The sequence below is a fragment of the Streptomyces canarius genome, assembly GCF_014650735.1.
Lineage (GTDB): Bacteria > Actinomycetota > Actinomycetes > Streptomycetales > Streptomycetaceae > Streptomyces > Streptomyces olivaceoviridis.
Window position 1 is genome coordinate 148,602 of the sequence record NZ_BMVN01000009.1, and the last position, 20,656, is coordinate 169,257.

The following is a 20,656-nucleotide window of genomic DNA, read 5'->3' on the forward strand; positions in this document are numbered from 1 at the left end:
TCGGTGCCTGCCTTGCACCGTGAAACTTTCCTGTCAGGAAGGGGATGTGTCAACGGGGCGCGTGAGCTTCCGAGAAATCTGACGATGTATCAGAAAGGGTCTTCCGTCGTCCGGCCGGCTGCGGCATCCTGCGCCCATGCAGACGGAGCTGAGCAGGAAACTGGGAATCGAGCACGCCGTCTTCGGCTTCACACCGTTCCCCGCCGTCGCCGCGGCCATCAGCCGGGCCGGCGGCTGCGGCGTGCTCGGCGCGGTCCGCTACACCGCCCCCGACGACCTCAAACGCGACCTCGACTGGCTTGACGCCCACGCCGGGGGCCGGCCCTACGGGCTGGACGTGGTCATGCCCGCGAAGAAGGTCGAGGGCGTCACGGAGGCCGACGTCGAGGCGATGATCCCCGAGGAACACCGGCGGTTCGTACGGGACACCCTCGCCGCGCACGGCGTCCCGGAACTGGCCGAGGGCGAGGCGTCCGGGTGGCGCATCACCGGCTGGATGGAACAGGTCGCCCGCACCCAGCTCGACGTCGCCTTCGACTACCCGATCAGGCTGCTGGCCAACGCCCTCGGCTCCCCGCCCGCCGACGTCGTCGAGCGAGCCCACGACCGCGACATCCTGGTCGCCGCGCTCGCCGGCAGCGCCCGGCACGCCCGCAAGCACCAGGAAGCCGGCATCGACATCGTGGTGGCCCAGGGCTACGAGGCCGGCGGCCACACCGGGGAGATCGCCACCATGGTGCTCACGCCCGAGATCGTGGAGGCCGTCGACCCGCTGCCCGTCCTGGCCGCGGGCGGCATCGGCAGCGGACCACAGGTGGCCGCCGCACTCACCCTCGGCGCCCAAGGTGTATGGCTGGGCTCCATATGGCTGACCACCACAGAAGCCGACCTCCACTCGCCCGCCCTGACCCGCAAACTGCTCGCCGCCGGGTCCGGGGACACCGTCCGCTCCCGCGCCCTGACCGGGAAACCCGCACGCCAGCTGCGCACCGAGTGGACCGACGCCTGGGACGGCCCGGCCGGCCCCGGCACCCTGCCCATGCCCTTGCAGGGTCTGCTGGTCGCCGAGGCCGTCTCCCGCATCCAGAAGTACGAGGTCGAGCCCCTGCTCGGCACCCCGGTCGGCCAGATCGTCGGCCGGATGACCGCCGAACGCGGCGTCCAGGCCGTCTTCGACGACCTCACCCGCGGCTTCGAGAAGGCCGTGGACCGCGTCAACCGCATCGCCGGAAGGAGCGGCCGGCCGTGAGCGCACCCGCCAGCACACCCCCCGGTTTCTGGGCCCAGGCCGCCCAGGACCCCGGCCGTACGGTCCTGATCGCCCCGGACGGCGAGGAGTGGACGGCCGGACGGCTGCACGCCGCCGCGAACCGTCTCGTCCACGGCCTGCGCGCCGCAGGCCTCGGGCGCGGGGACGCCTTCGCGGTCGTCCTGCCCAACGGCCCCGAGTTCTTCACCGCGTACCTCGCCGCCAGCCAGGCCGGTCTCTACCTCGTCCCCGTCAACCACCACTTCGTGGGCCCGGAGATCGCCTGGATCGTCGCCGACTCCGGCGCCAAGGTGCTCCTCGCCCACGAGCGGTTCGCCGGCCCGGCCCGCCGGGCGGCCGACGAGGCCGGGCTCCCGCCGAGCCACCGGTACGCCGTCGGCACGGTCGAGGGCTTCCGGCCGTACGCCGAACTGCTCGCCGGGCAGCCCGGGTCGGCGCCTCGGGACCGGGAGCTGGGCTGGGTCATGAACTACACCTCGGGCACCACCGGCCGCCCGCGCGGCATCCGCCGCCCGCTGCCCGGCAAGCGCCCCGAAGAGGCCTATCTCGGCGGCTTCCTCGGCATCTTCGGCATCCAGCCGTACGACGACAACGTGCACCTCGTCTGCTCGCCGCTGTACCACACCGCCGTCCTCCAGTTCGCGGGCGCCTCCCTGCACATCGGCCACCGCCTGGTGCTGATGGACAAGTGGACGCCCGAGGAGATGCTCCGCCTCATCGACGCGCACAGGTGCACGCACACCCATATGGTCCCGACCCAGTTCCACCGGCTGCTGGCCCTCCCGGACGACGTCAAGGCCCGCTACGACGTCTCGTCCATGCGGCACGCCATCCACGGGGCCGCCCCCTGCCCCGACCATGTGAAGCGGGCGATGATCGACTGGTGGGGGGACTGTGTGGAGGAGTACTACGCCGCCAGCGAGGGCGGCGGGGCCTTCGCCACCGCCGAGGACTGGCTGAAGAAGCCCGGCACCGTCGGCAAGGCCTGGCCCATCAGCGAACTCGCGGTCTTCGACGAGGACGGCGAGCGGCTGCCGCCCGGTCAACTCGGCACCGTGTACCTGAAGATGAACACCGGCGGCTTCTCGTACCACAAGGACGAGGCCAAGACGCGGAAGAACCGCATCGGCGACTTCTTCACCGTCGGCGACCTCGGCTACCTGGACGAGGACGGCTACCTCTTCCTCCGCGACCGCAAGATCGACATGATCATCTCCGGCGGGGTGAACATCTACCCGGCCGAGGTCGAGTCCGCCCTCCTGGCCCATCCCGCCGTCGCCGACGCCGCCGTCTTCGGCATCCCGCACGACGACTGGGGCGAGGAGGTCAAGGCCGTGGTCGAACCGGCCCCGGGCCATGAACCGGGCCCGGCGCTGGCCGCCGCGCTCCTCGACCACTGCGCCGGGCGGCTCGCGGGCTACAAACGGCCCAGGAGCGTCGACTTCATCGCCGAGATGCCCCGCGACCCCAACGGCAAGCTGTACAAGCGGCGGCTGCGGGACCCGTACTGGGAGGGACGCACACGCCCCGTGTGAGACCGGTGTGGTCCCGCCCCATGGGGAACGGGACCACAGACGGGCGCGCGGATCAATGTTCGCGCCGGATCGCCCCCGATCCACACGTCGCGCCTCCCAACGGCGTGGAGGACATCACCGGTTGGCGTGCCGAACCGGTACGCGTCCGGGCCGGCCGGGTGCTTGACCCGCCCCGGCGCCGGACCCAGGATCATGAGTCATGACGCAGGGACAGGGCAGCACGGTGGACGGGGTGCTGCGGCGCAGCGCCCGGCGCACCCCGGCACGGGTGGCGGTCGAGTACGCCGACCGCGCCTGGACGTACGCGGAACTCGACGAGGCCGTCTCCCGCGCGGCGGGCGTCCTGCTCGGCCAGGGCCTCGCTCCCGGCGACCGGGTCGGCTCCTACGGCCACAACTCGGACGCGTACCTGATCGGCTTCCTGGCCTGCGCCCGCGCCGGCCTCGTACACGTGCCGGTCAACCACCACCTCACCGGCGACGACCTCGCGTACCTCGTCCGCCAGTCCGGCAGCTCCCTGGTGCTCACCGACCCCGGCATCGCCGGCCGGCTCCCCGACGACGTCCGCACGCTGCCCCTGCGCGGCGCCGGCGATTCACTCCTGGCGCGCCTGGCGACCACACCCCCGTACGACGGCCCCGAGCCACGCACCGAGGACCTGGTGCAGCTCCTCTACACGTCCGGGACCACCGCCCTGCCCAAGGGCGCGATGATGACGCACCGCGCCCTGGTCCACGAGTACCTGAGCGCGATCACCGCCCTCGACCTCAGCGCCGGCGACCGCCCCGCGCACTCCCTGCCGCTGTACCACTCCGCGCAACTGCACGTCTTCCTGCTGCCCTACCTCGCGGTCGGCGCCACCAACCTGATCCTCGACGCGCCCGACGGGGACCGGCTGTTCGACCTGGTCGAAGCGGGCCGCGTGGACAGCCTGTTCGCCCCGCCGACGGTCTGGATCGGCCTCGCGGGCCGCCCGGACTTCGCGACCCGGGACCTGTCCGGACTGCGCAAGGCCTACTACGGCGCGTCGATCATGCCGGTGCCGGTCCTGGAGCGCCTGCGCGAGCGGCTGCCGGAGCTCGGCTTCTACAACTGCTTCGGCCAGAGCGAGATCGGCCCGCTGGCCACCGTCCTCGCGCCCGACGAACACCGGGGCCGGATGGACTCCTGCGGTCGGCCCGTCCTGTTCGTCGACGCCCGCGTGGTCGACCAGGACGGCAAGGACGTCCCCGCCGGCACGCCCGGCGAAATCGTCTACCTTTCACCGCAGTTGTGCGAGGGCTACTGGGACAAGCCCGAGGAGACCGCCGAGGCCTTCCGCGACGGCTGGTTCCACTCCGGGGACCTCGCCGTGCGGGACGCCGACGGCTACTTCACCATCGTGGACCGGGTGAAGGACGTCATCAACTCCGGTGGCGTCCTGGTGGCCTCGCGCCAGGTCGAGGACGCCCTGTACACCCACGAGGCGGTCGCCGAGGCCGCCGTGGTCGGCCTGCCGGACGAGCGGTGGATCGAGGCCGTCACGGCGGTCGTCGTCCCGCGGGGCGAGGTGACGGAGGAGGAGCTGATCGCGCACGTGAAGGCGAGGCTCGCGCCGTTCAAGGCGCCCAAACGGGTGCTGTTCGCGAGGGAGTTGCCGCGCAACGCGAGCGGCAAGATCCTCAAGCGCGAACTGCGCGACCGCTTCGGCGGCTAGCCGGGGCGTAGGGCGGCGGGCCCGGACGTACGGCGCTCGGGCCCGGGTGCATGACGCTCGGCCGGTGGGTACCGCGACCGGGCCGGTCGCTCATCGGCCGGCCGAGTCCTTCGCCGGCGGCAGTGCGCCGGCCGGTGACCGCCGGTGCGGCAGCGCCGACCCGCCCGGCCGCACGCCGATCACCTGTACGGCCCCATGGCCGGCGCCCGCGTCGACGTGTCCGCACGGCTTCGTACGTCGGTGTTCCGGGCCGCCCCGGAACACCAGGCCGTCCACGAAGCGGTCGCCGCCGCCGGAGGGTCGTCGTCGGTGACAGCCGACGGAGATCAGGCAGACCCGCTGGCCACCGCCGACGCCGTACGACCTCGCCGAGTTCCGCCGGCCGGGTCTCACCCGGCGTCGCGTGACCGCAGGTCCACGATCCGGCGGATCTTGCCCACCGAGCGCTCCAGCGACTCGGGCTCCACGATCTCCACGCCGACCGACACCCCGATGCCGTCCTTGACCGCCGCGACGATGGACCGGGCCGCCGCCTCCCGCACCTCCGGCGGTGCGTCGGGGCGGGCCTCGGCCCGCACGGTCAACGCGTCCATGCGGCCCTCGCGGGTGAGACGCAACTGGAAGTGCGGCGCCACACCGGGCGTGCGCAGCACGATCTCCTCGATCTGGGTCGGGAACAGATTGACCCCGCGCAGGATCACCATGTCGTCGCTGCGCCCGGTGATCTTCTCCATCCGCCGGAACACCCGGGCCGTGCCGGGCAGCAGCCGTGTCAGGTCCCGCGTGCGGTACCGGACGATCGGCATGGCCTCCTTGGTCAGCGAGGTGAACACCAGCTCGCCCCGCTCGCCCTCCGGCAGCACCTCACCCGTGATCGGATCCACGACTTCCGGGTAGAAGTGGTCCTCCCACACATGGAGGCCGTCCTTGGTCTCCGCGCACTCCTGGGCGACGCCGGGGCCGATCACCTCGGACAGCCCGTAGATGTCGACGGCGTCGATCGCGAACCGCTCCTCGATCTCCCGCCGCATCTGCTCGGTCCAGGGCTCGGCACCGAAGACGCCCACCCGCAGCGAGGTGGTGCGCGGGTCCACGCCCTGCCGTTCGAACTCGTCCAGCAGGGTGAGCATGTAGGACGGGGTCACCATGATGACGGACGGCTCCAGGTCCTGGATCAGCCGCACCTGCCGTGCCGTCATGCCGCCGGACGCGGGGACGACCGTACAGCCCAGGCGCTCGGCGCCGTAGTGCGCACCGAGACCACCGGTGAACAGCCCATAGCCGTACGCCACATGGACGACATCGCCCGGCCGGCCGCCGGCCGCCCTGATCGACCGCGCCACCATGTCGGCCCACATGGAAATGTCGTTGTCCGTATAGCCGACGACCGTGGGGCGTCCCGTGGTGCCGCTGGAGGCGTGCAGTCGGCGGATCTTCTCCCGGGGCACGGCGAACATGCCGTACGGGTAGTTCTCCCTCAGGTCCGCCTTGGTCGTGAAGGGGAAGTGCGCGAGGTCGGCGAGGGTGCGGCAGTCCTCCGGGCGGACGCCGGCCTTGTCGAAGGACTCGCGGTAGAACGGCACGTTCTCGTACGCGTGCCGCAGCGACGCGCGCAGCCGCTCCCGTTGCAGCGCCCGCAGCTCCTCGGGTCCGAGCCGTTCGCCCGCGTCGAGCAGGTCCGTCACATCCGCCATCGCGACGCCTCCCTCACCAGCACGTCGTTCCACCGACCGATCATTCGGTCGAGGTGTTCCGGGTCAGTAAATGCAGGTCACGAGCCCCGAGGCAAGAGGGTGGCGAAGAATTTCCGCGCGGGAGCGCAATCGCGTTGCGCCCGAGCGGCGGGTGCCGCCATGATCGGCGGCATGCCGATCTTCACCGCGTCCGACGGCACCCGGCTCGCCTACCACCTGCGGGGGCGGGGGGAGCCGCTCGCCGTGGTGCCCGGCGGGCCCATGCGGGCCTCCGAGTACCTCGGGGAACTGGGCGGGCTGACCGCGCACCGCCGGCTGGCCCTGCTCGACCTGCGGGGGACCGGTGACTCGGAGGCGCCCGCGGACCCGGCGACGTACCGCTGCGACCGGATGGTCGAGGACCTGGAGGTATGGCGGGACCACATGGGTCTGGAGCACATGGACCTGCTCGCCCACTCGGCGGGTGCCGCCCTGGCGATGCTCTACGCGGCCCGCCATCCGCAGCGGATACGACGGCTGGTGCTGGTCACCCCCAACCCATCCGCCCTGGGCCTGCGGGCCGTGGCCGAGGACCGGCTGGCCGCGGCCCGGCTGCGTGCGGGCGAGCCGTGGTTCGGGCGGGCGTTCCCCGCCTTCCGTGCCTGGCTCACGGGCGAGGCGGACTTCGACGACGTGTTCCTGCCGTTCTTCCACGGCCGCTGGGACGACACCGCCCGGGCCCACGCGGACGCCGAGCTGCGCCAGACCAACGAGGAGGCCGGCGAGCGCTACTTCGCCGAGGGCGCCTTCACCCCGGACGCCACCCGGAAGGCCCTCGCCGCCCTGACCGCGCCGGTCCTCGTGTACGCGGGCGCGCTCGACGGCTGGCCGAGCCCCGCCGTCGCCCGCCGCACCGCCGAGGCCTTCCCGCGCGCCGAGTGCGCCGTCCAGCCCGGCGCCGCGCACTACCCCTGGCTGGACGACCCGGAACGGTTCGTCGGCCGGACGCTCGCCTTCCTCGACCGGTGACGGGTTCCCCGGCCGGAGGCGGGGCCTCGGGGTCGTGGGCGACGATCGCGACCGGCACGCAGAGTGATCACCCGGTGCGGTCCCGTCGGGGCGGGGCACCCCGCACTACGGCCGTTCCGCCGCCACCGCCACCCGCCGTGCCCACCGGTAGTCCGCCTTGCCGCTCGGCGACCGCTGGATGGCGTCCGTGATGACCAGCTGGCGGGGGACCTTGTACCCGGCCAGGCGGCTACGGCAGTGGCCCTGGATGTCGGCCAGCGAGGGGCGCGGCGCCCCCGCGCGCAGCTGGACCACGGCCGCCACATGGTTGCCCCACCTGGCGTCCGGCACCCCGGCCACCAGCGCGTCGTACACGTCCGGATGCGCCTTGAGCGCCTGCTCGACCTCCTCCGGGTACACCTTCTCGCCCCCGGTGTTGATGCACTGCGAACCCCGGCCCAGGACGGTGACCACGCCGTCCGCGTCGACCGTCGCCATGTCGCCCAGCAGCACCCAGCGCCGCCCGTCCTTCTCGAAGAACGTCTCGGCGGTCTTCGCCGGGTCGTTGTAGTAGCCGAGCGGTACGTGACCGCACTGCGCGACCCGGCCCACCTCGCCCGGCGCGACCGGCTCATGCGTCGCCGGATCCACCACGCGGGTACGGGAGTTGACCCGGACGCGGAACCCGCGCTCGGGCCCCGAGTCCTCGGTCGCGGTGCCGTTGAAGCCCGACTCGGACGAGCCGAAGTTGTTCAGCAGCACGGCGTGCGGGAGCAGCTCGTGGAATTGCCGGCGCACCGTCTCCGACATGATCGCGCCCGACGAGGAGACGCTGAACAGGGCCGAGCAGTCGGTGCCCTTCAGAGGACCGCCGAGCGCGTCGATCAGCGGCCGGAGCATCGCGTCCCCGACCAGGGACATGCTGGTGACCTTCTCCCGCTCGACGGTCCGCAGCACCTCCTCCGGTACGAACTTGCGGTGCAGCACCACGCGTTGGCCGAAGTGGAAGCCGATGAAGGCGGTGAGCGTCGACGTGCCGTGCATCAGCGGCGGGGTGGGGAAGAAGGTGATCCCCGCGCCGCCCGCGGCCACCCGCCGGGCCAGCTCCTCCGGGGCCTTCACCGGCTCCCCGGTCGGCGCCCCGCCCCCCAGCCCGGCGAAGAACAGGTCCTCCTGACGCCACATCACGCCCTTCGGCATGCCCGTCGTGCCGCCGGTGTAGATGATGAACTGGTCGTCCCCGGAGCGCGCGGGGAAGCCCCGCCCGGACGACCCGGCGGCCTCCGCCCCGGCGAACGGCACCGCCCCGGGCACCGCCTCCACGGCCGGTGCGCCCACCCGCAGCAGATGCCGCAGCTTCGGCACCCGCGGCAGCGCACCGGCCACCCGGTCCTCGAACTCCGCGTCGAAGACCAGCGCCACCAGATCGGCGTCCCGGTAGAGGTACACCAACTCCTCTTCGACGTACCGGTAGTTGACGTTCACCGGCACGATCCTGGCCTTCAGACAGGCCAGCACCGTCTGGAGGTACTCGACGCCGTTGTACAGGTGCAGGCCGAGGTGTTCGCCGGGGCGCAGGCCGTGGTCGATCAGGTGGTGCGCGACGCGGTTGGCGGCGGCGTCCAGCTCCGCGTAGGTCAGCCGGCGCTCCGCGCCCGTGCCGGGATGGTCGAGGTACACGAGCGCCTCGCGGTCGGGGACCACGTCGACGACCGACTCGAACAGGTCGGCAAGGTTGTACTCCACCGCTTCCTCCTGACCCGGCAGTGCTGGCGACGTGAGGCGCGTCCGTCGGTTCGCCGGTCATCAGAGCAAAGGGCGCGGCAACTGTGAAGGGCTCGCACCGAAGAAATCTGACTGGCTGTCAGAAAACTCTTGAAGTGCCCCCTCGCCTCCTGCAACCTGTTCTCGTTCTGACCGAGGGGAGATGACCCATGGGTGGGACGGAACACCTCACCGTGCGACGAGAAGGCGCCACACTGGTGCTCACGCTCAACCGGCCCGACGCCAGGAACGCGCTCTCACTGGCGATGCTCGTCGGCCTGTACGACGGCTGGACCGAGGCCGACGCGGACGACTCCGTCCGCTCGATCGTGCTCACCGGCGCCGGCGGCTCCTTCTGCGCCGGCATGGACCTCAAGGCCCTCGCCGGCGACCGCATGCGGGGAGAGGAGCACCGCGAACGGCTCAAGGCCGATCCCGACCTGCACTGGAAGGCGATGCTGCGCCACCATCGCCCCCGCAAACCCGTGATCGCCGCCGTCGAGGGCCCCTGCGTCGCGGGCGGCACCGAGATCCTCCAGGGCACCGACATCAGGGTCGCGGGCGAGTCCGCGACCTTCGGCCTGTACGAGGTGAGACGCGGCCTCTTCCCGATCGGCGGATCCACCGTCCGCCTCCAGCGCCAGATCCCGCGCACCCACGCCCTGGAGATGCTGCTCACCGGACGCCCCTACAGCGCCCGGGAAGCCGCCGGCATCGGCCTGATCGGACATGTCGTCCCCGACGGCACCGCCCTCGCCAAGGCCCTGGAGATCGCCGAACAGGTCAACGCGTGCGGCCCGCTCGCTGTGGAAGCCGTCAAGGCGTCCGTGTACGAGACCGCCGAGATGACCGAGACCGACGGCCTCGCCGCCGAACTCGCCCGCGGCCGGCCCGTCTTCGACACCGCGGACGCCAAGGAGGGGTCCCGCGCCTTCGTGGAGAAACGGCCACCCGTCTACAAGCGCGCGTGACGTGCCGCCGGCCGGCCGTCCCCGGCCGGCCGTACCCGCGCGGCGGAACCGCGGACGCCACCGCCCCGCGCCCCTCGCGCGCTTCCACCGTCGACCTCCCGAGGAGGCAGCCGATGCCCGAAGTCCTCAAGGCCCCACTCGTCGTCGAGTTCCCCTTCACCCGTTCCCTCGGCCCCGTCCAGAGCGCTTTCCTCACCGGCCTGCGCGAACGCGTCGTCCTGGGCGTGCGCACCACCGACGGCCGCACCCTGGTCCCGCCCGTCGAGTACGACCCCGTCACCGCCGAGGAGATCCACGACCTGGTGGAGGTCGCCCCCACCGGCACGGTCACCACCTGGGCCTGGAACCACGCCCCCCGCCGCGGCCAGCCCCTCACCACACCCTTCGCCTGGGTCCTGGTCCGGCTCGACGGTGCCGACACCGCCCTGCTGCACGCCCTCGACGCCCCCGGCCCCGACGCCGTCCGCACCGGCATGCGCGTCCGCGTCCGCTGGGCCGGGGAACGCACCGGCGCCATCACCGACATCGCCTGCTTCGAACCGTACGACGGGGAGCCCGCCCGACCGGGCGGTCACGGCGGCGCGTTCGAGAACCCGCTCACCGGCATCGTCGCCCCCGCCCGCCTCGACTACACCTACTCGCCCGGCCGCGCCCAGTCCGCCTACCTCGACGCCCTCTCCGCGCGGCGCACCGTCGGCGAGCGCTGCCCGTCCTGCCGCAAGGTGTACGTCCCGCCGAGGGGTGCCTGCCCCACATGTGGGGTCGCCACAGCAGAACAGGTCGAAGTGGGTCCCCGCGGCACAGTCACCACCTTCTGCATCGTCAACATCAAGGCGAAGAACCTCGACATCGAGGTCCCGTACGTCTACGCCCACATCGCCCTGGACGGCGCCGACCTCGCCCTGCACGCCCGCATCGGCGGCATCCCCTACGACCAGGTCCGCATGGGCCTGCGCGTCGAACCGGTGTGGACCGAGGGCGCCCGCCACCCCGACCACTACCGGCCCACCGGCGAGCCCGACGCGGCCTACGAGACGTACAAGGAGCTGCTGTGACCAGTGAGGAAGCCCCAGGCCCGCGGGACGTCGCCGTCGTCGCCTTCGCCCAGACCGGCCACCGGCGCTCCACCGAGGAGTCCTCCGAGGTCGAGATGCTCATGCCGGTCCTGCACGACGTCCTGGCGCAGACCGGCCTGCGGGCCGCCGACATCGGCTTCACCTGCTCCGGCTCCAGCGACTACCTCGCCGGCCGCGCCTTCTCCTTCACCCTTGCCCTCGACGGCGTCGGCGCCTGGCCGCCGATCTCCGAGTCGCACGTCGAGATGGACGGCGCCTGGGCCCTGTACGAGGCATGGACCACACTGCTCACCGGTGACGCAGACACCGCGCTCGTCTACTCCTACGGCAAGTGCTCGCCCGGCTCCGTCCGCGACGTCCTCACCCGCCAGCTCGACCCGTACTACGTCGCCCCCCTGTGGCCCGACGCCATAGCCCTCGCCGCCCTCCAGGCCCAGGCACTCCTGGATGCCGGACACACCGACGAACCCGCGCTCGCCGCCGTCGGCGCCCGCAGCCGCTCCGACGCCACCGCCAACCCCCACGCCCAGCTCACCGGCCACGTACCCCAGGGCGACTACGTGGTACGGCCGCTGCGCACCGGTGACTGCCCGCCCATCGGTGACGGCGCCGCCGCCGTGATCCTCGCGGCGGGGGAGCGGGCCCGCCGGCTGTGCGAGCGGCCCGCCTGGATCCGGGGCATCGACCACCGCATCGAGGCCCACGGCCTGGGCGTGCGCGACCTCACCGACTCACCCTCCACCCGGCTCGCGGCCGAGAACGCGGGCGCCTTCGAACGGCCCGTCGACACCGCCGAACTGCACGCGCCGTTCAGCTCCCAGGAAGTGGTCCTGCGCCGGGCCCTCCGCCTCGACGACGGCGTGCGCGTCAACCCCTCCGGCGGCGCCCTCGCCGCCAACCCCGTGATGGCCGCCGGGCTCATCCGCATCGGCGAGGCCGCCGCCCGCATCCACCGCGGCGCCTCCGACCGCGCCCTCGCCCACGCCACCTCAGGCCCCTGCCTCCAGCAGAACCTGGTCGCCGTACTCGAAGGGGATCCACGATGAGCAAGGAACCCGTGGCCGTCGTCGGGATCGGCCAGACCAGGCACGTCGCCGCCCGCCGGGACGTGTCGATCGCCGGACTCGTCCGCGAGGCCGCACAACGAGCCCTGCGCGAAGCCGAGTTGACGTGGGCCGACATCGACGCCGTCGTCATCGGCAAGGCGCCCGACTTCTTCGAGGGCGTGATGATGCCCGAGCTGTACCTCGCCGACGCGCTCGGCGCGGTCGGCAAACCCATGCTGCGGGTGCACACGGCGGGCTCCGTCGGCGGCTCCACCGCGCTCGTCGCCGCGAACCTGGTCGCCGCCCGCGTCCACGGCACGGTCCTCACCCTCGCCTTCGAGAAACAGTCCGAATCCAACGCCATGTGGGGCCTGTCGCTGCCCATCCCCTTCCAGCAGCCCCTGCTCGCCGGAGCCGGCGGCTTCTTCGCCCCCCATGTGCGCGCCTACATGCGACGCAGCGGCGCCCCCGACACCATCGGCGCCCTCGTGGCCCACAAGGACCGGCGCAACGCCCTGAAGAACCCCTACGCCCACCTCCACGAACACGACATCACCCTGGAGAAGGTGGTGGCGTCACCCATGTTGTGGGACCCCATTCGCTACTCCGAGACCTGCCCGTCCTCCGACGGAGCCTGCGCCATGGTCCTCACCGACCGCGCCGGGGCCGCCCGTGCCCCCCGGCCGCCCGCCTGGCTGCTCGGCGGCGCCATGCGCAGCGAGCCCACCCTGTTCGCCGGCAAGGACTTCGTCTCCCCGAGGGCCGGCCAGGACTGCGCCGCCGACGTCTACCGGCAGGCCGGCATCACCGACCCGCGCCGGGACATCGACGCCGCCGAACTGTACGTGCCGTTCTCGTGGTACGAGCCCATGTGGCTGGAGAACCTGGGCTTCGCCGCGGAGGGCGAGGGCTGGAAGCTCACCGAGTCCGGCGTGACCGAGCTCGACGGGGACCTGCCCGTCAACATGTCGGGCGGTGTGCTCTCCACCAACCCCATCGGCGCCTCCGGCATGATCCGCTTCGCCGAGGCCGCCCTCCAGGTGCGCGGTCAGGCCGGAGAACACCAGGTGGACGGCGCCCGCAGGGTGCTCGGGCACGCGTACGGCGGCGGCTCCCAGTTCTTCTCGATGTGGCTCGTGGGCGCCGAGCCCCCCGACTCATGACGGTCCCGCCGGGGCGACCGGCCGGCCCGCCGGAGGGTTCTCCCCGCGTGCCCTGTCCGCCGTAGCGACCGGTCGCTAGGCTGGCCCGCGGACGACGAACCGGGAGGAGCAGGGACGTGGCCGAGAGCACCATCCAGCAGCCGCCGCTCGCGGGCTGGGACAAGCCGGAGCTGGACCTGAGCAAGGCCGAGTGGCAGTCCAGCAGCCGCGGTCTGGGCGATGTCCAGATCGCCTTTGTCGAGGGCTTCATCGCGATGCGCAACAGCGGCCGGCCGGAGAGCCCTTCCCTGATCTTCACCCCCGCGGAATGGGGCGCCTTCGTCTCCGGCGCGCGGGAGGGCGAGTTCGACCTCACCTGAACCGGGGGTGTTCCGGCCGGATTTCCGGACACGCGACCGGCAGAACCCTGCCGGGGCCGGGCCTGAGCCAGGCTGGCCCCAGCAAGAGGAAGGTCGTGTTCCGGAGGTGGGGCAAGGATGAACACTGCGCCGGTCATCGCCGCGGTCGACGGTTCCGCGGACAGTCTGCGCGCCCTGGACTGGGCCCTGGAAGCCGCCCGCCGCCGCGCGGCACCGCTGCGCGTGGTGCACGTACGGCAGTACGCCGCCTGGGGTCAGGCCGACGTGCTGGTCGCCGGGCCGCCCGAGGCGGAGGGTGATCCGGTGCTCGACGAGGTGCGCGGCCGGCTCGCGGACCGCGCCGGGCCACCGGCCGTGGAGTACCTCACCGTGGAGGGCGTACCGGGTGCCGTCCTGCCCGAACTGGGCAGCGAAGCCCAGCTGTTGGTGCTCGGCTCCCGGGGCCGCGGCGGCTTCGCCGGCCTGCTCCTCGGCTCCAACGGCCTCGCCGCCGCCAGGGACGCCGAGTGCCCGGTGGTCGTCGTACCCCGTCCGGGCCGGGAGGTGCACGGGGAGGGGCCGGCCGAGCCCGGGGCGCGGGTCGTCGTCGGCCTGCACGTCGACAGCCCCGACGAGTCCGTCCTCGCCCTCGCGTTCGCCGAGGCGGCCCTGCGCGACGCCCGGCTCCAGGTGATCGCCGCCTACCCGTGGCCGGTGCAGACCTGGTCGGCGCCCGGCCAGCTGGTGCCGCCCCCGATCGACCAGGACGCCGTGGCGAACGAGACCCGCGCCCTCGCCGAGGGCTTCCTCGCCCCGCACCGCGAGCGGCACCCCCAGGTCCGCGCCGACGCCGAGGCACTGCCGGGCGACGCGGCCGGCCACCTCGTCGCCGCCTCGAAGGACGCCGACCTGGTCGTCGTCGGCCGGCACCGGCGGCGGCTGCTCGCCCCGGCCCGCATGATGGGCTCGGTCACCCAGGCCGTCCTGCTGCACGCGGCGAGCCCGATCGCGGTGGTGCCGCCGGCGCCACCACAGGAGTGAGGCCGAGGGGCGACGACAGGGGAGTGGGGCCGAGGAGCAACGACAGGGAGTGGGGCTGAGGAGTTCGGCCGACGGGTGAGGTCGGCAGTAAGCGGTCGACGGAGTGCGGTCGGCTCGACGATGCAGGCGAAGTGACGCACGCGGAGTGACGCACGCGGAGTGACGCACGCGGAGTGGTGCCCGCGGACTGGTGCAGGGCGATGTCGGCCTAGCAGACCGCACCGCGCTCCGCAATCCGTCCGATGCCGACGGACGACCCCACCGCTGTGGTGCGCCGCGCCATGGTGCCCGGACACACCCGAACCTATGGTTCCGGCACTCCCGGCTGGTTCCGCCGCGCTCGGCACGCCAGGCGCGCAAGGCGCCGCCCCCGCGTGGGAGCGGCCGGGACCCGTGTGTCCACCGAAGGAGCCGCCATGCCACTGTCCCCGTTCAGCCGGGCACCCGGAGCGCCCCCACGGGCCCGCCTGCTGCCCCGCCTCCTGCCCCGCCTTGTCGCCGTCCTCGCCGTCGTCCTCGGCACCGCGCTCGCCGGTCCCGCGCCCCGGGCCCACGCCGCCGTCACGCTCACCCGGGTGAGCGACTTCGGTTCCAACCCGGGCGCCCTCACCATGTACGTGTACCGGCCCGCCACCCTGCCGGCCCACCCGCCGGTGGTCGTGGCCCTGCACGGCTGCACACAGAGCGCCCAGGTCTACGCCGACAACTCCGGGCTGCCGCAACTCGCCGACCGCGACGGCTTCCTGCTCGTGCTCGCCGAGACCGGCACCGCCAACAACGCGAGCAAGTGCTTCAACTGGTTCCAGACCGGCGACAACCGGCGCGGCCAGGGCGAGGCCCTGTCGGTCCGGCAGATGGTGAGCAACGCCGTCACCGCCTACGGCGCCGACCCGCAGCGCGTCTACGTCACCGGCCTGTCCGCCGGCGGCGCGATGACCGCGGTCATGCTCGCCGCCTACCCCGACGTGTTCTCGGCGGGCGCGGTCGTGGCCGGCCTGCCCTACGACTGCACCAAGGACAACAGCCCCTACACCTGCATGAACCCCGGCGTCGACCTGAGCCCGGCCGCGTGGGCCCAGCGGGTGCGGGACGCCTACCCGTCGTACGGCGGGCCGTGGCCGCGCACGGCCATCTGGTACGGCGACCAGGACATCACCGTCGTACCGCGCAACGCCACCGAGCTGCGCGACCAGTGGACGGCCCTGCACGGCCTGTCCCAGACGCCCACGCGCACGACGACGATCGGGCCGGACGCCACCCGGCAGGACCAGTACCTGGCCGCCGACGGCACGGTCGCCGTCGAGGTCGACCGGGTCCCGGGCATCGGGCACGGCACCCCGGTCGACCCGGGCACCGGCAGCGAACAGTGCGGAAGCACCGCGGCCCCGTACTTCCTCGACTCGATCTGCTCCAGCCGCTGGATCGCCCGGTTCTTCGGCCTGGACACCAGCGACCCGGGCGGCCCGGACCCGGACCCGGGCGGCGGCACCGCCGCCTGCTGGACGGCGAGCAACTACGCCCAGGTACAGGCGGGACGGGCCACCACCAGCGGCGGCTACACCTACGCCAAGGGCTCCCAGCAGAACATGGGCCTCTACAACACGTTCGTCACCCACACCCTGAAGGAGTCACCCCCGGGCTACTTCACCCTCGCCGACACCGGCTGCCCCTGAGAGCCAGTCAGCGCCCATGAAGGGTCGCCATGGTGCCCGACGCCGTCGAACGCGCCGTCATCATGGCGGCCCAACACATGTCCGGAACCTCCACACCACCCCTAGCCTCCAGCGCGTCCCCAACCCGCCGGAGGAACCCCATGCTTCCCCACCCCACACCACCGCTCGGCCGCGCCGGACGGCGCACCCGGGCAGCCCGGCGCACCGCGCTGGGCGCCCTCTCACTCGCCGCAGCCTGCTCCCTCCTGGTCACCCCCGCCACCGCGGCACCCGTCGGCCCGGGGCCGGCGGACGCCCACTGCGCGGGGCAGGCCCGGCTGCACGTCCCCGGTGCCGCCCGCCAGCAGGCCGACTGCCTGGACGAGCTGACCACCGCCGGGACCGTGGCCACCGGCCACACCGACCCGGCCGACTACGCGGGCCTCACCCCCAAGGACCTGCCCACGCCCAGCGGCGTCCCCGGCATCCAGATCGACGGCTACTTCCCGGACACCTCCACCACCAACACCAACCACGGCTGGCGGCACGACTCCCAGTTCGTCATCCGGCTGCCCGACCACTGGAACGGCGGCCTGGTGGTCGCCGGCACCCCCGGCAACCGTGAGCAGTACGCGAACGACCGCGCCATCGCCGACTGGGTGCTCGCCCGCGGCTACGCCTACGCCGCCACCGACAAGGGCAACACCGGCACGGCCTTCTACCGTGACGGCCGCCGTCCGGGCGACGCCATCGCCGAATGGAACACCCGCCTCACCCAGCTCACCCGCGCCGCCCGCGCCGTCGTCACCCAGCGCTACCACCGGCCCCCGGCCCGCACCCTCGCCACCGGCATGTCCAACGGCGGCTACCTGGTGCGCTGGCAGCTGGAGAACCACCCCGAGCTGTACGACGGCGGAGTCGACTGGGAGGGCACCCTCTGGCGCACCGACGGCCCCAACCTGCTCACCTTCCTGCCGGCCGCGCTGCGCCACTACCCCGCCTACGCCGCGGGCGGCCCCGGCGCGGCCGAGGCCGGGGCGGCGCTGCACCGGGCCGGCTTCCCGGCCGGCTCCGAGTTCCTGTGGCCGTACCACCACCAGGTCTACTGGGACCTCACCCAGCGGATCTACCGGGAGGAACTCGACCCCGGCTACGACGGTGACACCGAGGCGGGCACCCCGTACTGCGCCTCCGGCACCCCCGCCTGCGACGCCGACTACGCCTACCCGGACCGGCCCGCCGACGTCCACCGGGCCGTCGACCGCATCGCCCTGACCGGACGCATCGGCAAGCCCCTGATCACCCTCCAGGGCACCCTCGACGTACTCCTGCCGATCAGCCAGGACTCCGACGTCTACGCGCGCATGGTCCACCAGGCCGGCCGCGGCGCCCTGCTGCGCTACTACCGCATCGAGGACGGCACCCACACCGACTCGCTCGCCGACGCCTTCCCCGACCGGCTCCGCCCGATGGTGCCCTGCCACCGCTCCGCCTTCACGGCCCTGGAACGCTGGCTCGCCGGAGCCGGCCGCCCGCCCGCCGACCGCACCGTCGCCCGCCCGGCCGGCGCGGACCCGGCCACCCTGCTCACCAACTGCCCCCTGCGCTAGCCGCCGCCGTCGGTCATCCCGGCGTCGCGGGGCCCGGCACACGCGTCCGCCGCATTGACGCCGTTTGCCGCCGGTTGTCGACTCCCGCGCGCTCGGCCGCGCTCGCGCGGGGGACCCGGATCGCGCCGGCGGCCTCCTCCGCCTCGCAGCGGCTGCACGCGCCAGGCCCCGCCCGGCTCGGCTCGACGACCCCCCGGCAGCCGGTCCGGTCCGCACGACAGGGCCGGGCCGATCTCCCGGGCGCCCGCAGGTCACCCACCGGAGCCCAGGCACGTACCATGGCCGCATGTCGTTCCTCCGCCGCCGCAGCGCGACCCCCGCCGGACCCGACTTCGACGTGCTGGCCATGGACCCGGGCGACTGGCCGGGCAACCTCGGCGCGGGCCTGCTGCCCGCCCCCGACGGCACCTGCCAGGGTGTCTTCCTGCGTTACGACCTGTTCGGCGGACGCGGCCCCGCCATGATCATCGGCAACCTCCCCGAGGGTTCCCCGGCGCGTGACGTCGCCGAGGGGGAGATCCCCTTCGAGGTGGGACAGCTGCTGCTGGCGCTGGAGAACGACGAGGAGGTCACCGTCGTCGGCATCGAGGACACCCCGGTGCTCCAGGGCGACAACCTCCTCATCGTGCGGCGGCTGAAGCTCTCCGAGAGCCGGATCTCCTGCGTCCAGTTCGACCGTAGCGACGGCGTCCTCGTCACCATCGCGGCCTGGGACCGCCCGATCACCGACGACCTGTACGCCCTGCTGAAGCCGCTCCCGGCGGAGCTTTTCCAGCAGGGCTGAGAGCAGGGACGGGCGCGGGGCGAGGGCCGGGGTGACAGACCCCGGCCCTCGCTAGTGCGCCGGCCCTTCGAGCGTCACGTCCGCCGCCCGGACGAACCCGACCCGGTGGCCGTACTGGATCTCGTAGTACAGGTCCCGGCCCACCACGACCCGGTGCGAGTCGGGAGTGAAGGTGACCGCGTAGTAGTACTCGCCCGGCACCTCGTCACCGACCACGTACTTCTGCCCGGCCGGGATCGTGTAGGGCAGCGGTACCACCGACTGGGCGGGGACGTCCGCCGGGTAGGCATCCTTCTCCGGGTAGGCGCGGCCGTACACCGGGATGCTCGCCAGGCCGTCCCTCGGCCTCACCACGAGGCCCTTCGCCGGTACCGCCGTCGGGTCCCCGACCGGGTTCCGGAACCAGGCCTTCTGCCCCAGGTACCAGATGGCCGTCCAGTCGCCCCAGCGGTCGGCCACCGCGTACTGCTGGCCGGTGGAGACCCGCGAGGACAGGTCGTTCACCCCGTCGGTCGGGTCCGTCTTCAGCCCGATGTCCTTGATCAGCGGGGCGGTCACGTCATGGTCGGTGTACAGCCGCACCTCGCTGGAGCCGTGCGCCGCGCACGGCTCGCCCTTGGTGGTGCAGCCGGTGTACACGGGCCGGTTCGAGGCGTAGTCCGGCAGGATCGTCAGCACCTTGGCGTGCCGGCCGGCCGTGGGCCGGAACGGGTGGCCGAGCAGCTGGAAGTAGTGCTGCCAGTCCCAGTACGGGCCGGGGTCCGTGTGCATCCCCGGGACGGTGGACGCGGTCGGACCGGGCACGTTGTCGTGGCCCAGGATGTGCTGCCGGTCCAGCGGGACGTCGTACGTCCGGGCCAGGTACCGCACCAGCCGCGCCGAGGACCGGTACATCGCCTCCGTGTACCAGGCGTCCGGCGAGGCGAGGAAGCCCTCGTGCTCGATGCCGATCGACTTGGCGTTGACGTACCAGTTGCCGGCGTGCCAGGCCACGTCCTTGCCCTTGACGTGCTGGGCGATCAGACCGTCGGTGGAGCGGATCGTGTAGTTCCAGGACACATAGGTGGGGTCCTGGATGAGGTTCATGACCCCGTCCCAGGCGCCCTCCGTGTCATGGATGACGATGTACTTGACGCTCTGCGACGCCGGGCGGTCGCCGAGGTCGTGGTTGCCGTAGTCGTTGTCCCCGAACTCCTCGTACGGCGCCGGGACCGACACACAGGACACCGACCGGGGGCACTCGGTGTCGTCCGCGGGCAGCGTGCGCAGGCCCGTGCGGCCCAGCCGGCCGGTGTCGGGGGTCAGCCGTGGCCGGGCGGCCAGGGACACCTGCTGGCCGTCGTCCGTGACGCGCTCCTCGCCGGTGCGCAGCACGTCGTACACGTCGTCGGCGTACGCGGCGGCGGTCGCCGTGTCGTCGGCGCCGGAGAACCGGGCCACCGCGCCGTACCAGTCGGCCGGGTCGGCGCTCAGCGGCTCGCCCAGCTCCTTCTGCGTGGCGGCGAGCAGGGCGGCACCGCCCGCCACGTTCGCCGCCGGGTCGGTGCGCAGCTCCTCGGCGGGGATGCCGGTCAGCTCCGCCGCCCTCGGCAGCGTCTTCAGACGGGCCGGGACCGCCGACTCGGCCGGCGCCTCGACGACGGGGTGCAGCGCGGCACGGGCGCTGTCGCCGCGGGCGTCCTCCGTTCCCTCGGCGAAGTGCTCCGCGGTGGCGAGCGCGGTCCGGGCGTCGGTGAGGTGCATGGGGCCGTAGCCGCCGGTCACGCTCGGCGCGCCACCGTGCGCGTCCCAGCGGGACTGGAGATAGGAGACGGCCAGCAGAACGCTCTGCGGCACGTGGTAGTCGGCCGCCGCGGTGGCGAACGCGTGCTGCAACCGGTGCGTGCTGGAATCCGCGGTGGTGGGCGCAGGGGCGGCGCCGAGCAGGGGCAGCAGCAGGGCCGCGGAGGCGAGCGGGACGGCGGTCCGCCGCAGACGTCTGTGGCCGGGTGTGGACGTGGGGTCGGTGGCGGATCCTCGCAATGCGGCC

The 20,656-nt window shown here is 73.1% G+C and carries 16 protein-coding genes; 13 read left to right on the forward strand and 3 right to left on the reverse strand.

What is annotated here, in order from left to right; all coding sequences use genetic code 11:
• Window positions 1–136: 136 nt before the first annotated feature.
• The 3 genes from IE294_RS15855 to IE294_RS15865 all read left to right on the forward strand — a co-directional run bounded on the left by IE294_RS15855 (window position 137) and on the right by IE294_RS15865 (window position 4,501).
• Window positions 137–1,249, forward strand: a complete 1,113-nt coding sequence (locus IE294_RS15855; protein WP_189886441.1) for a nitronate monooxygenase — start codon at window positions 137–139, stop codon at window positions 1,247–1,249.
• Complete coding sequence (locus IE294_RS15860; protein ID WP_189886443.1) at window positions 1,246–2,805, forward strand: acyl-CoA synthetase; 1,560 nt, start codon at window positions 1,246–1,248, stop codon at window positions 2,803–2,805. The genes IE294_RS15855 and IE294_RS15860 overlap by 4 nt, the downstream gene beginning before the upstream one ends.
• A 199-nt stretch (window positions 2,806–3,004) precedes the next feature.
• Complete coding sequence (locus IE294_RS15865) at window positions 3,005–4,501, forward strand: acyl-CoA synthetase (protein WP_189886446.1); 1,497 nt, start codon at window positions 3,005–3,007, stop codon at window positions 4,499–4,501.
• Between the two features lie 389 nt (window positions 4,502–4,890).
• Here the strand turns inward: IE294_RS15865 and paaK are convergent, their stop codons facing one another.
• On the reverse strand, window positions 4,891–6,195 hold the full coding sequence (gene paaK, locus IE294_RS15870) for a phenylacetate--CoA ligase PaaK (protein ID WP_189886448.1): 1,305 nt from the start codon (window positions 6,193–6,195) through the stop codon (window positions 4,891–4,893).
• 171 nt (window positions 6,196–6,366) lie between these two features.
• On the opposite strand from paaK, the gene IE294_RS15875 reads away from it, so the two are divergent.
• Window positions 6,367–7,203, forward strand: a complete 837-nt coding sequence (locus tag IE294_RS15875) for an alpha/beta fold hydrolase (RefSeq protein WP_189886450.1) — start codon at window positions 6,367–6,369, stop codon at window positions 7,201–7,203.
• A gap of 105 nt (window positions 7,204–7,308) precedes the next feature.
• Here IE294_RS15875 and IE294_RS15880 read toward each other — a convergent pair whose 3' ends face one another.
• A complete protein-coding gene (locus IE294_RS15880) occupies window positions 7,309–8,928 on the reverse strand; it encodes an acyl-CoA synthetase (RefSeq protein WP_189886452.1) in 1,620 nt (539 codons plus the stop codon).
• A gap of 188 nt (window positions 8,929–9,116) precedes the next feature.
• Between IE294_RS15880 and IE294_RS15885 the strand changes: the two genes are divergently transcribed.
• The 9 genes from IE294_RS15885 (at window position 9,117) to IE294_RS15925 (ending at window position 18,627) form a co-directional block, all read left to right on the forward strand.
• A complete protein-coding gene (locus IE294_RS15885; RefSeq protein ID WP_189886454.1) occupies window positions 9,117–9,917 on the forward strand; it encodes a crotonase/enoyl-CoA hydratase family protein in 801 nt (266 codons plus the stop codon).
• Between the two features lie 113 nt (window positions 9,918–10,030).
• Window positions 10,031–10,972, forward strand: a complete 942-nt coding sequence (locus IE294_RS15890; RefSeq protein ID WP_189886457.1) for a Zn-ribbon domain-containing OB-fold protein — start codon at window positions 10,031–10,033, stop codon at window positions 10,970–10,972.
• Window positions 10,969–12,039: a thiolase family protein gene (locus IE294_RS15895; RefSeq protein WP_189886459.1), complete on the forward strand. Its 1,071-nt coding sequence runs from the start codon at window positions 10,969–10,971 to the stop codon at window positions 12,037–12,039. The genes IE294_RS15890 and IE294_RS15895 overlap by 4 nt, the downstream gene beginning before the upstream one ends.
• Complete coding sequence (locus tag IE294_RS15900; RefSeq protein ID WP_189886461.1) at window positions 12,036–13,202, forward strand: thiolase family protein; 1,167 nt, start codon at window positions 12,036–12,038, stop codon at window positions 13,200–13,202. The genes IE294_RS15895 and IE294_RS15900 overlap by 4 nt, the downstream gene beginning before the upstream one ends.
• 116 nt (window positions 13,203–13,318) lie before the next feature.
• Entirely contained in the window at window positions 13,319–13,561 is a 243-nt protein-coding gene (locus tag IE294_RS15905) for a DUF397 domain-containing protein (protein WP_014670828.1), read from the forward strand.
• 117 nt (window positions 13,562–13,678) lie between these two features.
• Window positions 13,679–14,581, forward strand: coding sequence for a universal stress protein (locus IE294_RS15910; protein ID WP_189886463.1), 903 nt, complete (start codon window positions 13,679–13,681; stop codon window positions 14,579–14,581).
• A gap of 416 nt (window positions 14,582–14,997) precedes the next feature.
• Entirely contained in the window at window positions 14,998–16,254 is a 1,257-nt protein-coding gene (locus IE294_RS15915; protein ID WP_189886465.1) for an extracellular catalytic domain type 1 short-chain-length polyhydroxyalkanoate depolymerase, read from the forward strand.
• Between the two features lie 140 nt (window positions 16,255–16,394).
• Entirely contained in the window at window positions 16,395–17,843 is a 1,449-nt protein-coding gene (locus IE294_RS15920) for a 3-hydroxybutyrate oligomer hydrolase family protein (RefSeq protein WP_189886467.1), read from the forward strand.
• Between the two features lie 286 nt (window positions 17,844–18,129).
• Window positions 18,130–18,627 (forward strand): glycosyltransferase family protein, encoded by a 498-nt coding sequence (locus IE294_RS15925; RefSeq protein ID WP_189886469.1) that lies wholly within the window; start codon window positions 18,130–18,132, stop codon window positions 18,625–18,627.
• A 51-nt stretch (window positions 18,628–18,678) separates the two neighbouring features.
• Here IE294_RS15925 and IE294_RS15930 read toward each other — a convergent pair whose 3' ends face one another.
• Complete coding sequence (locus IE294_RS15930; protein WP_189886471.1) at window positions 18,679–20,649, reverse strand: N-acetylmuramoyl-L-alanine amidase; 1,971 nt, start codon at window positions 20,647–20,649, stop codon at window positions 18,679–18,681.
• Window positions 20,650–20,656 lie beyond the last annotated feature (7 nt).